This window comes from Ruegeria sp. BA2 (assembly GCF_056539605.1).
The window spans coordinates 278,905-293,603 of the sequence record NZ_JBQFVE010000002.1; the positions used below are offsets into that span (position 1 = coordinate 278,905).

Annotated in this window: 12 protein-coding genes; 2 read left to right on the forward strand and 10 right to left on the reverse strand. The window is 56.8% G+C overall.

Annotated features, from left to right (window positions below; genetic code table 11):
- Positions 1-9: 9 nt before the first annotated feature.
- The 4 genes from ACR0NN_RS05925 to ACR0NN_RS05940 all read right to left on the reverse strand — a co-directional run bounded on the left by ACR0NN_RS05925 (position 10) and on the right by ACR0NN_RS05940 (position 5,255).
- A complete protein-coding gene (locus ACR0NN_RS05925) occupies positions 10-1,023 on the reverse strand; it encodes a glutamate cyclase domain-containing protein (RefSeq protein WP_170723232.1) in 1,014 nt (337 codons plus the stop codon).
- Positions 1,024-2,316, reverse strand: a complete 1,293-nt coding sequence (locus ACR0NN_RS05930; RefSeq protein WP_170723233.1) for a PLP-dependent aminotransferase family protein — start codon at positions 2,314-2,316, stop codon at positions 1,024-1,026.
- Positions 2,283-3,767, reverse strand: a complete 1,485-nt coding sequence (locus tag ACR0NN_RS05935) for an aldehyde dehydrogenase family protein (RefSeq protein ID WP_170723234.1) — start codon at positions 3,765-3,767, stop codon at positions 2,283-2,285. The genes ACR0NN_RS05930 and ACR0NN_RS05935 overlap by 34 nt, the downstream gene beginning before the upstream one ends.
- Before the next feature lie 111 nt (positions 3,768-3,878).
- Positions 3,879-5,255, reverse strand: coding sequence for an aminotransferase (locus ACR0NN_RS05940; RefSeq protein WP_170723235.1), 1,377 nt, complete (start codon positions 5,253-5,255; stop codon positions 3,879-3,881).
- 105 nt (positions 5,256-5,360) lie between these two features.
- Here ACR0NN_RS05940 and ACR0NN_RS05945 point away from each other — a divergent pair, with 105 nt between their 5' ends.
- Entirely contained in the window at positions 5,361-6,287 is a 927-nt protein-coding gene (locus ACR0NN_RS05945) for a LysR family transcriptional regulator (RefSeq protein ID WP_170723236.1), read from the forward strand.
- A 314-nt stretch (positions 6,288-6,601) separates the two neighbouring features.
- Here the strand turns inward: ACR0NN_RS05945 and ACR0NN_RS05950 are convergent, their stop codons facing one another.
- The 3 genes from ACR0NN_RS05950 to ACR0NN_RS05960 all read right to left on the reverse strand — a co-directional run bounded on the left by ACR0NN_RS05950 (position 6,602) and on the right by ACR0NN_RS05960 (position 9,881).
- Positions 6,602-8,032, reverse strand: coding sequence for an NAD-dependent succinate-semialdehyde dehydrogenase (locus tag ACR0NN_RS05950; RefSeq protein ID WP_480684105.1), 1,431 nt, complete (start codon positions 8,030-8,032; stop codon positions 6,602-6,604).
- 126 nt (positions 8,033-8,158) lie between these two features.
- Positions 8,159-9,109 (reverse strand): LysR family transcriptional regulator, encoded by a 951-nt coding sequence (locus tag ACR0NN_RS05955; protein ID WP_170723238.1) that lies wholly within the window; start codon positions 9,107-9,109, stop codon positions 8,159-8,161.
- 10 nt (positions 9,110-9,119) lie between these two features.
- Positions 9,120-9,881 carry an aspartate dehydrogenase gene (locus tag ACR0NN_RS05960; RefSeq protein ID WP_480684107.1) on the reverse strand — a complete coding sequence of 254 codons (762 nt, stop codon included), beginning with the start codon at positions 9,879-9,881 and terminating at the stop codon, positions 9,120-9,122.
- 145 nt (positions 9,882-10,026) lie between these two features.
- Between ACR0NN_RS05960 and ACR0NN_RS05965 the strand changes: the two genes are divergently transcribed.
- Positions 10,027-10,980, forward strand: a complete 954-nt coding sequence (locus ACR0NN_RS05965) for a dihydrodipicolinate synthase family protein (protein ID WP_170723240.1) — start codon at positions 10,027-10,029, stop codon at positions 10,978-10,980.
- Positions 10,981-11,037: 57 nt separating this feature from the next.
- Here the strand turns inward: ACR0NN_RS05965 and ACR0NN_RS05970 are convergent, their stop codons facing one another.
- Genes ACR0NN_RS05970 through ACR0NN_RS05980 form a run of 3 tightly spaced genes read right to left on the reverse strand, consistent with a single transcriptional unit; the run spans position 11,038 to position 14,661 of the window.
- Positions 11,038-12,399 carry an aminotransferase class III-fold pyridoxal phosphate-dependent enzyme gene (locus ACR0NN_RS05970; protein WP_170723241.1) on the reverse strand — a complete coding sequence of 454 codons (1,362 nt, stop codon included), beginning with the start codon at positions 12,397-12,399 and terminating at the stop codon, positions 11,038-11,040.
- Between the two features lie 29 nt (positions 12,400-12,428).
- Positions 12,429-13,532: a mandelate racemase/muconate lactonizing enzyme family protein gene (locus ACR0NN_RS05975; RefSeq protein WP_170723242.1), complete on the reverse strand. Its 1,104-nt coding sequence runs from the start codon at positions 13,530-13,532 to the stop codon at positions 12,429-12,431.
- Between the two features lie 13 nt (positions 13,533-13,545).
- Positions 13,546-14,661: a mandelate racemase/muconate lactonizing enzyme family protein gene (locus tag ACR0NN_RS05980; RefSeq protein WP_170723243.1), complete on the reverse strand. Its 1,116-nt coding sequence runs from the start codon at positions 14,659-14,661 to the stop codon at positions 13,546-13,548.
- Between the last annotated feature and the right edge of the window lie 38 nt (positions 14,662-14,699).

A 14,699-nucleotide genomic window follows, 5' to 3' on the forward strand; every position in this document is an offset into this window, starting at 1 on the left:
TGTGAGTTGTCAGAGCGCGCGGCTCACGATCGTGCGGCAGAGCTCGGCCACCGCGATATGGCTTTGGCGCGGGAAACCGTCGACATTGTCGTCAACGATCCCGTGCGTTGAATTGATCAGGCCGTTTGCGACCATTGTGTCCAGCAACAACGCCTCGCGTTCGGGCGTATGCAGAAGTGTTGCGTTCCCAGCGCGCGCGGCTATTGCTGCAACAATCGCTGTGCAGCCCCAATTCGAACAGGCTGCCGTGACCAGAACATCGCAGCTGGTAACCGCGCCAATTCCGCCACCGCATCCGCATTGGCATGTGTCACCATAGGGCACGCGGGCCTTTACGTGATCTGCGACCTTGCCCATGCCGATCTCATTGCCACCATCACCGACAGCAACGACAGGAATGCCGCGTTCCAACGCCAGATCGAACAGAAAGTCGACGCGCGCACGCCCCATGCCATAGTCGATCCCACGCATGGAGTGGTAAACGCCGAATTCGTTCCGTCCGACCCGCTCGGTCGAGAACAACAGGTCGGGGTCCAATTCAGCAAGCAGTGTTTCAGCCTGTATCTGACCGCCTTCGTCATCCGTGGCGTATGGCAACATCACAATCGTGGAGAGGCTTTTGTCAGCCTTGGCGATCTGAGCCTGCTCCAGCGTGACGGGAAAAAGCCCTGCCGCCTGACACGTGCTTTGAATGGCAGGCAGAAGCGTTTCTTCACACAGCATCACGCAGGTTACGTTGCGCGCTAGGACCAGAGCTCTTGCGACTACAGCCGCACCTGATGGGCCATCGTTTTCACCCAGTTCGGGTGTTATCCAGGCGCGTGAAACCGATCCGGTGGTCAACACCACCGTCCCGCCTTCGGGCACTGCCATCAGCGCATCCGCCGCTGCACCGACCAGCGAGCCGCTCTGCAAGGCCCGGGCTGCTTCGTACAGGTGTTCGACCCCGCGCTCGCCCATGTCGATGTTCACCAGCTGGTCTAGCCGGTTGTCCAGCCGTGTGATCAAAGCCGTATCGGCCATTCAAACTTCTCCAAACAGCGTTGCCGCTGCCCACTGCTTGTCATTCAGATGGGCTGCCGTCTTTCGCATTGCCGACATCAGGCAGTCTGCCACCGCCATCGCGCCCCCAGCGCGGGCCACCGCACCCGAGGTCGGCTTAAGACGGATCGATACGCGCCCACCGGGCTGGCCATGAGTGTTGACCGTCACGATCCCCTTGTCCTCAAGCATGAGCATCCCAATCGCGGCGGTCACTTCGGCGGGCACCAGGTCGGTGCTATTCGTTCCAGCCATTGCCAGTACGATCTCTAACACGTCCTGCTCATCGATCTTTGGTCCTAGCGCCGAGCGTGTGACGCAACCCGCGCCCAGTGAAGCCTCTAGTGCGTTGGCTAAATCCTGACCGTCCTGCGCCTCTTGCAACAAAAGATCTGGCGTGAACCCTTGCAGGCTACGCATGGCGCCGACCGCAATGGGCGCGCGCGCCTCCATTCCCAATTCGCTGGCTTTGGCCTGAACGGGAACCAGCGCCTTTGGGTCACCGCACAGCACCCCCGCGCGTGGTCCGGACAAGCCCGCCTTGTCGGCATTGGTTATTACTAAATCAGCACCAAACGATAACGATGCACCGCCGCCATGCAGAACTGGGCGGAATCGCGCACCATAGGCGTCATCCAGAAATACGACGCAACCTGCAGCTTGCCCTGTGGCGACAGCATCGCGAATGAGCGTATCATTCAGCATCGATAGTTCGGACGTGACCGGCGTGATCACGAAAAGCGCTGGCTTTTCTTCTGCCAATGCGCGCTTTACCGATTCCAGATCGTGCTCTTCACGTACCGGAATGCCAGCCAACCGTGCACCACGCAGAACCGACGCGTGGCTTCGATCTCCGGCGGCTACCAGTGATAGTACTGGTTTCTGTGCAGAATGAGCCAATATGGTCGCCACGATCCCGGCGCTGGTGCGGTTGACTACCGCCGCCGCCTCGTGCCCTTGCCCACCCAGATGGATGATGGCAGCTTGGCGTAGCTCTTCGCCGAACAATCCCGGCCCGATCCATTCTTCGCACAGCACGCTCAGGTCGTCCGGCGTTGCGGGATAAAACCGCAAGTTACCGGTGCAGATGGCGATTTTGTTGATGCCTTCGCGGGCCACAAAATCTGCGGCAACACGGCCAGCCTGGGCTAGCCTTCGCACCTCATCCGCCGAGCTTTTCAGCAGTGTTCCGCGCGCATATCCGACCGAAGGATCGAGGGTGTTTCCAAAGCGATCCGTGTTCACACGCCGCCCTCGATATTGATCGTGACGCATTTGCGGTAGGTATAGGCCTCAAGCGCGCCTTCAATGGAATACTCGCTGCCGGTGCCCGATTGCTTGGTGCCGCCGTACGACATGCCGGGGATCTGACCGCCACCCTGATTGACCTGAATCCAGCCAGCATCAATGGCACGAGTCAGACGCGTGATGCGGCTGACATCGTGGGTGAACAGGAAGGCTGCCAACCCATAATGGGTGTCGTTTGCCATCGCGATCACTTCTTCTTCGGTCTCAAACGGAATGGCGACCATGACGGGGCCAAACACTTCCTCACGTGAGATGCGCCAGCTATTGTCGACACCAGTGATGATGGTCGGGTTCGGGCAAAAGCCAGCGGGATCTTCAGCGGGAGTTTCGCCGATTAGTAAGCGAGCACCCTGCGCCTCTGCCTCGGCCACATAGGAGCGGATTTCGCCATAACGCTCGGCATTAACCACAGCGCCCATGTCAACATCCGGGTCCAGCGCATCGCCAACCTTCAGCGCCGCCGATTTCTCGGCCACTTTGGGCATAAGTGTGTCCCAGATATCCTTGTGCACGAACAGGCGAGATCCGGCGGTGCAACTTTGCCCCTGGCGCGCAAATCGCATCGCGTTTGCAACCTGCTGTGCGGTACTGTCCAGCCGTCCATCTGCAATCGCATCCGGGAAGACGATGGCTGGGGACTTGCCGCCGAGTTCCAGCGTCAGCTTGGCGATCCGGTCCGCTGTGGCTTTGCCAATCAGCTTGCCCACTTCGCTTGATCCGGTGAATGACACCTTGTCGATGCCGGGATGTGCAACCAAAGCTGCGCCGGCCTCTTCACCCAGACCGGTGACAACGTTGAAGACACCCGGCGGGAACAATCCATCTGCCAACTCTGCCAGTTTCAAGATCGCCAATGGGGCGTCTTCGGCAGGCTTAAGAACCAGGCAATTGCCAGTCGCCAGCGCCATCGAAATTTTCACCGCTCCCAACTGCAAAGGCGAATTCCATGGGATGATCGAACCTACCACTCCATGCGGTTCTCGGGTGGTATAGCTGAACAGGCCGGGACCTAAAGGCAGTGTTTCGCCTTTTTGTTCAACGGCGACGCCGCCGTAGTACTTCAATACGCCAGCTGCCCCCATGGCCTCGCCACGCGATTGGGTCTTGATCGCATTGCCGCTTTCGGCTGCAAGGACACGCGCGATTTCTTCAGCATTTTCTTCCAGACGACGGCCCAGTTCAGTCAGCAGCTTGCCGCGCTCGCTCGCGGCCAGTGCGCGCCAGGCGGGCAAAGCGGCCCGGGCGGCGTCAACGGCCAAATTCACTTCGGTAGAGGTGCCGCGGCCGATTTCGCAAATCGGCGCACGGCGCGAAGGGTTCTCGACCACAAGCCGTCCCTCGGGCCAGTGCCAGGCCCCATTGATATAGCTTCCGGCCAAACCTGCGTCGGGCAGTTTAGGTTCCAGATATGTTGTCATCCCGGTTCTCCTCGGCAGGATTTGGGCGTTCCAGAAATAGAGCGCGCCGCCTTGAGGAACTTAGGCGACGCAGGGATCGGATGAGAGCTGAGCCCGACCCCGAATTACTGATCAGATCTTGGCGCGAACGACTTCCCATGCGTCATCCAAGGCACCTTTGAAGCGTTCTGTCGCGATGTCGATCTCATCTTCATTGATGATCAGAGGCGGCATAAAGCTGATGCGATCTCCGATCGCTCGCAGGTACAATCCCCGATCATGGGCGAAGTTCTGCACAAGCTCACCAACTTTCCAAAAAGGATCGAACGGTTCACGAGCTTTTGCATCTTTCATCAGCTCAAACCCACAGAACAGCCCGACGCCGCGCACTTCGGCCACAAGCGGGTGGTCGGCCATGGCGTGGCATTTTTCCAGGAAGCGGGTCGACACCCCGCGGACATGGCCGATCAGGTCGATTTCGTTGTAAATATCCAGCGCCTCAAGCCCAACGGCGGCCCCCACAGGATGACCGGCATAGGTGTAGCCGTGGCCGAACGTGCCGACCTCATCCGAGTTTTTCATCATGTCCGCGTACATCTCGTCCTTGAACATCAATGCAGAGATCGGGAAGAACGCAGCCGAGAGTGCCTTGGCGCATGAGATCATGTCGGGTTCCAGGCCCCAGGTTTGGGAGCCCCACATGTTGCCAGTGCGACCAAAACCGCAGACCACTTCGTCGGCCAGAAACTTGATATCATATTTGCGCAGAACTGCCTGCATTTCCTTCCAGTAGCCTTCTGGCGGCATCAGCGCGCCGCCACCCGAGATCGCGGGTTCGGCAAAGAAAGCAGCCACTGTTTCGGGGCCTTCGGCAAGGATCAATTCCTCAAACTTGGCCGCCATCCGGGCCGAGAACTCTTCCTCGCTCTCGCCATCGATGTGAAAGCGGTAATAGTTGGGCAGTTCGGTATGTTTGAATTCGGGCAAGGGCAGGCCGAACTTGGCATGCATATGTGGCTGGCCCGACAATGAAACGGTTGCGATGGTGTTGCCGTGATAGCCACGTACCCGACCAATGATCTTGCGGCGGTTCGGCTCACCGCGTGCGGTATTAGTGTACCACAGCAGCTTGATTGCGGTATCGTTGGCCTCAGACCCTGAGCACTGGAACATCACGCGGTTCATTTGCACAGGTGCCATTCCAATCAGCCGTTCGCCCAATTCGGCGACACGCGGATGAGACCGGTTGTAGAAAGTCGGGGCGAAAGGCAACACATCCATCTGCCGTTTGGCCGCATTGGAAAGCCGTTCGTTGTGATACCCCAACGAGACGCAGCCTAGGCCAGAGAATCCATCGATGATCTCGCGCCCCTCGCTGTCATAGATAAAGACCCCTTTGCCGTGGGTGATCATGGTTGGGCCTTGTTCCGAGTGCTGACGCAAATTCGACTGAGGATGCACATGATGTGCCTTGTCCTGTTCGATCGCGCGTTTCGCGTCTACATTCATTGGGGATCCTCCAAGTCAAAACCTTGCGCGATATCACATTCATATTGACTGAATTTCAATTTCGAAGTTTTTTCTGTTTCGTGAATCCTATTCAGCCTAGAAATCATGAAACCACTGCTCGACCTACGCCATCTTCAACTCATACAAGCCATCATTGAAACCGGCAGGATCACAGACGCTGCCAAGAAATTGGGCGTGACGCCCTCGGCGTTGTCACATCGCCTGCGCGAAGCTGAGCGCAGGCTTGATGTTCCGCTGTTCACGCGAATGCATAAGAAGCTGCGCAGAACCCCGGCTGCCGATTACATGGCATTGGTCGCTGAGCGCATTTTGACCGACCTGAGCCGCGCCGAAGATGATGTGAGGCGGATGAACGCCAATGTTCAGCACGTTGTTCGCCTTTCGGTCGAGGCTTACAGCAACTATCGCTGGTTGCCGTCCTTCATCAAATTCGTGAAGTCGCGCACCGAAGGGATCGACATACAAATCATGGCCGGTGCACGCAGTGATCCGTTGCATGGTTTGCTCAACCGTCATCTTGATATTGCGGTCATGTCGGGGACAATTGCGCAAGCTGGGATCAGCAGCATGAAGCTGTTTGAGGACCCGCTGCTATATATCATGCCACCGACCCACCGGTTAGCGGATCGTGAATATGTAGAGGGCACGGATATCGTTGGCGAGCCGTTCATCACCTATACCAAGATCCCCGAACCGGATCGTGAGTTTGCGTTGCTGTTCCGACCGACCGACAGCTATCCCAAATGGGCCGCTACAGTTGAATTGCCCGAAGCGATTGTAGAACTTGTTGCTTCGGATCTAGGCACAAGCGTCCTTTCAAGCTGGGCTATTCAATCCGCACTAAACGAAGGCAGAATTGTCGGAAGTCGCGTTACAAAGAATGGTATCTCAGTCCCTTGGAGCGCGGTTATGCGTAGCGAGGACGAGGAGGAAGATGATCCTATATTCCAGATCGCCCAACTGCTTACTGAATGGTGCCATATGCCCAACAGCGGATTTCACGTGTTTTAGGATCAGTTCACACCACCAACAGATGGCGGTTGCAGCGAGTGTTATGGCCAAGGGGAAGACCTTTGTGCATCTGTCGTATCAGGTCGCCTCACGTCCCTAGTCTTTTTTTCTACTGAGCATGATCTTGATCTGATTTCGACGTTGGTACAGGCGCTTGTTATGCTACACAGGTATTTTGCACTCTTTGCTACCAGAGATGCACGCGCATATCATTCTGTCTTCCAATGCGTCTCAGAACCAATCTGCATCATAGTCGCGATCAGCGATCGGACCATCGACATAAGGCGGGCTGCTGAGCAGTGTCGATGCGTCCGTCAAACAATCTCGCGCGTGTGCCAGACGTTCTTCGTCGTCAGATAGTTGTGCAACCCTTCGGTGCCGCCTTCGCGCCCGTAGCCGCTTGATTTCACGCCCCCGAAAGGTGTTTCGGGCAGCGAAGCCTCAAGTGTGTTGATCGAAAAATTGCCAACCTCGACCTCGTCGATCATCCGGTCGATATAGTCGGCCCGATTGGTCATGCCATAGCCTGCAAGGCCATAAGGTACGGAATTCGTCTCTGCAATCGCTTCGTCCAGATTGGCGACCGGGTTCAAGACTGCAATGGGACCAAACGGCTCTTCCTGCATGATCCTTGCGGATTTGGGCACATTGGCCAGAACTGTCGGCTGGAAAAAATACCCCTTGTCACCAAGACGAGAACCGCCGGTCAAAAGCTGAGCCCCCTTTGCAACAGCATCTTCGACCAAAGCCGTTAACACGGGTATTCGGCGATCATTGGCGGTCGGCCCCATTTCGACACCATCCTCGATGCCGTTGCCGACAACGGTCGCTGCCGCGCTTTCAACGAACTTCGTCTTGAATTCCTCAAAAATACTTTCGTGCACAAAGAAACGGGTCGGGGACGTGCAGACTTGGCCCGTATTGCGCATTTTTCGGATCGCACCGCTGTCAGCCGCTTTTTCGACGTCCACGTCCTCGCAAACTATGACCGGTGCATGCCCGCCCAACTCCATAAGCACTCGCGTGTCATGTTGCGCGGCGATCCCGGTCAGATGACGGCCCACCGTGGTTGATCCGGTTAATGCAACAAGTTTCACAGAAGGCTGCGGGATTAGGAATTCTGAAATTTCGGAAGGCACACCAAAGACAAGGTTCAAGACCCCTGCTGGCAGCCCCGCATCCTCGAATGCACGAACGATGTGAACGGCACCGCCAGGGGTCTCTTCGGCAGCTTTGAGGATGACCGAACATCCGGATGCAAGGGCGCCTGCGACTTTTCGTGCGGGTTGGCTCATCGGGAAATTCCACGGCGAGAATGCAGCGACGACACCAATAGGCTGATGATGGACCGACAGCTTAGAACCATGCGCGGCTGGAATTACGCGGCCGTATGTTCGCATTGCCTCACCAGCGTCCCATTCAAAAAATTCAGAGCCACGTATAACCTCAAGCCGAGCTTGGGATAGGGGTTTGCCATGCTCTGCCGTAATTGTCTGGGCGATTTCCTCTTGTCGGTCTCGCATCAATGATGCCGCCTTGAGAATAAGGTCGGATCGATCCCGGGGCGAGGTTTGACGCCAAATCTTCAAACCTTTCTCGGCTGCGGCCAGCGCATCCTGCAGATCGTTTTGGCTGGCGCATGGAAGCCTTCCCAGCTCTTCCTCAGTTGCCGGATTAACCACTGAAATATCGCGGGATGCTTTGCGCCATTTGCCGTCGATATACAGGTTGAGATCGGGATACATATGCATACGCCTTTAGTACAGTACGGGTCGAATAGGGGCAGGATCAGCGCCAACGTTCAACTGATATATGGGAAAGCAGGTATTGGGAAATATGATACCGCTGCCTCAAGCGGAGGCCCTGTTGTGTCAGGCGTTGATCGTGCGCGCCACCGACTTGAGAATTGCAAGAAACGCCGCGCTGGCTGGCGAAAGCGAGTCTTCGCCCCGGTGAGTCACACCCACTGGCCCTGATCCGAAAGGTGGCGCCCAATTCAATTGCGCCAATAGGTTCCGTTCGATGTCGAGCGCAGCGACATGCGCCGGCATGAGGCCGATGAAGTTATGCGCTCGCAGCAGCGATCGGTTTGCAAGATAAGACACTGATTCAATCGAGACAGCGGGATTGGTCTGCCCGGTTTTTAAGAAAAACTGATCGGCCTGCCGCCTCAGGGTTGTCTCAGCCGGGGGCAAAATCCAGCCGAATTCCATCATGTCTTCGAAAACGACGCTAGCAACCTCATTCAAGGGATGGTGCGGGCCGACAACGGCAATCACACGCTCATCGTATAGCTTCAGTTGCTCAGTCTTGGCGCGGTGGCGAAAACTGGGCAGACGTCCAAGCACCATATCGATCTCACCAGATGCCAACGCGGGCATCAAAGCTTGGTTGGTGCCCTCAACAATCTTTACGGTAACATTTGGGCGTTCAATCAATAGTCGTTCGACAGCCATTGGCAGCAGATTGGTTGATGCAGCCAGCAGAGTTCCGATGACGATCCGCCCCGCATTACCCTCGTTCAGATCGTCCAACTCCTGCGCCGCGCTTGAGACCTGTGCTAATATGAGCTTGCCGTGCCGGATCAGAGTTTCACCATAAACCGTTGGGATAACGCCCCGGTTGTTGCGCTCAAAGAGCTTGACTTCAAAATCGACTTCCAGGTCTTGAATCATCTTTGTTGCGGCCGGTTGCGAGATCCCAAGATCGCGGGCTGCATTCTGAATGCTGCCTTGCTCGCCCACTGCGATCAGCAGGCGCAACTGTCGCAGTTTAAGCCGCGAAAGCGCTCGGTCGAGAATGCGGGTGTGTTTCGCGCCCATTGTCCATTCCTTATCCGGTGATCGGAGACTGCAAGCGCTGGATCGCGGCGACTACGCTCATGGCGGCAAGGGCCGAGCTTTTGGGATTGTCTGGTAAGGCACGCCCTTCGACCCTGAATGAAAACGATCCAAATGAACCAAACGCCGATACCTCATGTATGTTTGCGGTTACCGAGGGATCAGCGATCAACTGTACCCTGGTCTGCTCAAATCCAATTCCTGCCAATGCTACCGCTGCTGCCACATTCGCATTTTTAGGATAAGTGATTGCCGCATCATGGGCATTGCCTGCGAAATGGACCGCCGCTGATGTCATTGCACTCAAATCCAAGCAATTTTCGGCCGGCGAACCGATCCAACCTTGTGGAGGTTTACGCCCGGTATAGGTCACTGATTCCAGTCCGCCAACCTGCGCAGCACGTAAGCAATCCAAGGCACCGATGGCACCGCTGGCCAAATGCAATTGGCTGCCACCGCTCTTCGCTGAGGATTCGAGGGTGGCATAGAGCTGATCATCAGCCAACGCGCCCAGCGAAACGGTGACCAGATCAATCCCTCGTCGCAGAATGTCTGGCCCGTGTTGAGCCAATGCAGCATGTCCCGCACAGTCGATCATCAAATCAATATCTGCAGGGATGCTTGAAGCTTCTGTAACGCGGAGATGGCTGTTGTCGCTGGATATCTTTCGACGCACCAGAGCGACATGGACCGAGCTTAAATGCGCGCGCACATAATGGGCGATTGCCCCGTCACCTATTATCCCGATCTTCATCACCACTCCTGTTTTGATGTATTCCATATACAGAACTCAAGGGGCTCCGATATAGAATATTGGGATAGCTATATAAGCCCAAATCGATTGGCATTTGAAAAGCCTTAAGGTCTTTTCAGGGCAAACCGACTGCTGAGGCAACCTGATGCAATACAAAAAGCACGAAGCAAAAGCCTATGCGCGCGAAACGATGCGCGGGATCTGGGCTGCCGCGTTGAATCCGTTCAACGATGACGGATCGATGAACGAGGAAGGCCTGCGCAGCAACATTCGCCATTGGATAGATGATCTTGGGATAAAGGGCCTGTTTATCGCTGGCAAACAGGGTGAGTTCTGGTCCATGTCGCTGGATGAGCGCAAGCGCAATATGACGATAGCGGTCGAAGAATGTGCGGGCCACGCCGGTACAATCATGTCGATCTCGGACCAAAGCGTCAGCACCGTTCTAGAGCTTGGTCGCCACGCGCAGAATTGTGGTGCCGATTATGTTGTAGTCCATGCGCCCATGTTGAGCTTTTGCCATGATCGGGATGAGGTTTTGTATAATTATTACAAATACCTCTGTGACCGCTTGGATATTGGAATCGCAATGTGGAGCCATCCCGATAGCGGTTACTTGATGCAGCCGGAAACCTGCGCCCGGATCGCGGGATTGCCAAACATCATGGCGATCAAATATTCAGTCCCACGCGAGATGTATGCCCGTTTGACGCGGATGGCAGGAGATAAGATACTGGTATCGACCTCGCTTGAAGATGATTGGCTGGACAATATCGAAGAACTAGGTTGGCAGCTGTACCTATGCTCTTCACCGCCATACCAGATTCAGACCAAGAACGATCAACGTATGAACGAATATACCGAACTGGCCTTTGCGGGTAAGTTTGATCAAGCCCGCAAGGTGCGCGACAGTCTTGATCCGGTTCGCTCAGCGATCAGATCGACCAAGCCTGGTGGCAAGCCCACCGCGCATGGAAAATACTGGCAGGACCTTTTGGGTCAGGTCGGGGGGCGCGTGCGCCATCCCATGCTGGAATTGTCCGAGGCCGAAAAGGCCGCCACCTTGGCGGCGTTTGAAACCTGCAGGCTACGCCTCTGATATCGCGCAATGCGTAGACCAATCGTGCCTACACATCTTGGTCAAACTGATCATCGCTCAGGTGCACTCACGGTCGGCGATATAGAGCGTGCGGTCCAATATCTCCAATCCTGTCATCAGGTCGTCTTCGCTGATGTTCAGCGGCGGCGTCAGGCGGATCACGTTTGAATAGAACGATAGGTAAAGCCCTTCGTTCATTGCAAAGCTCATCATGTCACTCATGGGCTTAGCGTCCGCACCTTTGGCGGCAAACGGCACCAGCGGTTCACGAGAATCGCGGTTCTTGACCAGTTCGATGCCGTTGAACATGCCCTTGCCGCGAATATCCCCGATCGAGGGGTGTTTCTCGGCCAAATTGTGCAGCTCTGCGCGCAACTTTTCTCCCATCGCGGTGGCATGGGCTAGCGTGCCCTCTTCTTGCATGGCGCGGATCGCGCCAACGCCAGATGCGCAGGCCAGCGGATGGCCGGCATAGGTCAGCCCCCCGGGCAGCGGGGTGTCGCGCAGCCAGTCATGCAGCTCGGTACTGACGGACATGGCGCCAAGCGGCACGTAACCCGAGTTGATGCCCTTGGCTGAGGTTATGATATCTGGCTGCACGCCCCAGTGATCCACGGCGAACCATTTCCCGGTCCGGCCAAACCCGGCCATGACCTCATCCGCGATCAACAGGATGCCGTATTTCTCGCAGGTTGCCTTGATCGACTGCAAATATCCGTCCGGAGGCACGATGATCCCGTTGGTACCAACAATAGGTTCCAGAATAACTGCGGCCACGGTGTTGGGGTTTTCATACATCAGGATTTCTTCAAGATGCGGCCCACCTTGTGCGACCGGGCAATGGGCGGGGTCTTTGTGGCCTGTTGGCAGGCGATAGACATAAGGGTCAAGCATCCGAACGACGCCCGGCATATCGGCGCGGGTCAGATGGTGGCGCGGGTCGCCAGTAAGCGACAGCGTGCCACCGGTTGCTCCGTGATAGGAACGGTAGCGGGCGATGATCTTTGTCCGACCGGTGTAATGCCGCGCCAAACGGATCGCGGTTTCGTTGGCGGCGGACCCTCCGGTTGTAAAAAAGGTTGATGAGATGTTGGCGGGCGTGATCTCGGTCATGATTGCCGCCAGTTCTGAGCGCACATCCGAGCCCATGGCCGGTCCGATATAGCAAAGCTTGTCCGCCTGATCCTTGATCGCTTGTACGATCTTGGGGTGCTGATGACCCATATTGGCGTTCACCAATTGGGACTGGAAATCGAGGTAACGCTTGCCATCGCTGTCCCAGAACCAACTGCCCTGAGCGCCAGCTATGACGCGCGGGCGGCTGCCCTGTTTGGACCAGCTTTGCAGGTAATGGTCCGCGTGCATGTCTTTGACCCACTCGGGATTATGTGAGGGGTAGGCGTTGCTGAAGTCTTCCATAACAGGCCTCTTGGCGTGCGGGGTTTGGATCAATCGATGATGGTGGCGGGTTGGCCCAAGGCGTCGGCATCAGGAGTGACACCAAGGCCCGGGCCTTCGGGTGGGGCAATGCGACCGTTGCGGCGGCTGGGGGCATTCGCATCGAGGCGCGGCCCAACATAGTGGGACAGATCGCAAGTATTCATGATGCCGCGCGCCGGGGTTGAGGCTGCAAGATGCAGCGAGGCGGCCGTCGTAACATCGCTGCCCCAAGTGTCCTCGATGCACATCTGCGTGCCTAGTGAAAGGCAGAGATCGCGGATTTGGCGCATCGCTGAAAGGCCGCCCATCTTCGACAGTTTCAGCGCAGCAGCATCCATGCAGCCAGCGCGGTGTCCTGCCAGTACCGAATGAATGTCACAGGCACTTTCGTCCAGCTTCATGGGCAGACCCGTGGCTGCTCGTACATGGGCGCATTCCTCGATCGTGGCGCAAGGTTGTTCCAGCATTATGTCCAGATGCGAGACAGCGCGGCCAACTCGTGTGGCGGTCAACGTATCTGACCCGCAATTCCAGTCTCCATAAACCAACGGGCCATTTCCAACGGCCTCGCGCACCTGAATCAAACGAGCAACGTCGGCTTCCCAGTTGTCATCTGCACCCAGCTTCACCTGAAACTGTCGCATACCCTGATTAAAGGCATCGCGCGCCATGCGTGCCATTTCCTCCGGTGCGATACAGGTGATCGAGTGATAGAGCGGCATATCCGCGACCGCCCGTCCGCCGAGCAATGCATATAGCGGCAGACCCGCTGCCTGTGCGGTTAGGTCCCAAAGCGCTGTATCAATGGCTGATTTGGCGTAGCCATGCCCGTTCAGATGCTTGTTGAGGCGCTCCATCAGGGCTTCGGGGCCAACGGGGTTAGCGCCGATAAGAACAGATGCCATTTCTTCAAGCGCCGGAACCACGCCCTTGGCATAGGCGGGCAGGTAATGTGGGATCGGACAAACCTCTCCCCAGCCCGATGCGCCGGTATCGGTCTCCAGACGGACAACCACTGAAACCGTCGTATCGCAGGTCTTGCCCTCGGCCATGTAATAGGTGTCATGCGAGGTCAGCGGGACTTCCCAGGCGGTGATGCGAGTAATCTTCATGAGGGGGTTTCCATCAGGCGCAGGATTCGTAGGTTGCGACAGGTGGGCCAAGGCTGTCAAAGTCCGGTGTCACCCCAAGCCCCGGAGTATCTGTGGCATAGAGCTTGCCGTGACGCACTGTAGGGCCGCCAATCCCAGTGTTTCGAGTATTGTAGTTCATCAGATCGGTCGAGTTGATCAACATCTCTTGGGGTGTCGAGGCCGCAAAATGAGCCACCGCAGCAGTGGTGATCTGCCCACCCCATGTGTCCTCGGAGACAACCGGTATACCGTGATCAATCAGAAAATCACGCACCCGGCGAGCTTTGGACAGGCCGCCAAGGTTCGAAATCTTCAAGCAACAAATTTCGGCACCCCGATCATTCACGATGCGCCGGGCCATTTCGATCCCGGTCACACATTCATCCAGCTTCATCGGTTGCTCGGCTAAGCGACGCACCTGCTGGCACTCGTGATAACTGTGGCAGGGTTGTTCGAGGATATAGTCCAGATCGCGGGTTGCGCGGGCCACACGGATGGCATTGTCAACGCGCCAACCCTGATTGGCATCTGCCATCGCCTTTTCACCGGGCTGCAGCAGGGGCACGCCTTCGCGGATACGGTCGATATCGGTCACCCAGTCTCCACCTACCTTGATCTGGAACTGCCGGTATCCCGCTGCGCGGTGCTGCTCCATCTCGGCTTTGGTTTCTTCCAGGACAGGCTTTTGCGGCACAACCCGGTACATCGGCGCACCATCGGTGAGTTTGCCGCCCATCAGCATCCAAACAGGTTGTCCGGTGGACTGCCCCAGAATGTCCCAGCATGCCGCATCAAAGGGCGCTTTGGCGTAGCCGTGACCTTGGACCGTGCCATCCATCAATCGTTCGATCTTGGACAGCTGGCGGGGATCTTCCCCCAGCAAATACGGGGCGGCGAGGCGAGCAAAGGCCTCGACCCCTTCGGAGTGGGCGATCATATAGTTCTCGCCGCAAGGGGCAAACTCGCCGCATCCTTGCAGGCCTGCATCCGTATCGATCACCACAACCGATGACATCGACGTTGTGATCGCGTTACCCGCGCCCCAGCCGTATGATCCGCCGACATAGGGCAGGGGGGTCTTGAACACACGGATGCGGGTTATCTTCATGGTGTCACCATAGCGCTTCCGCGATTGCCGATGCTCTG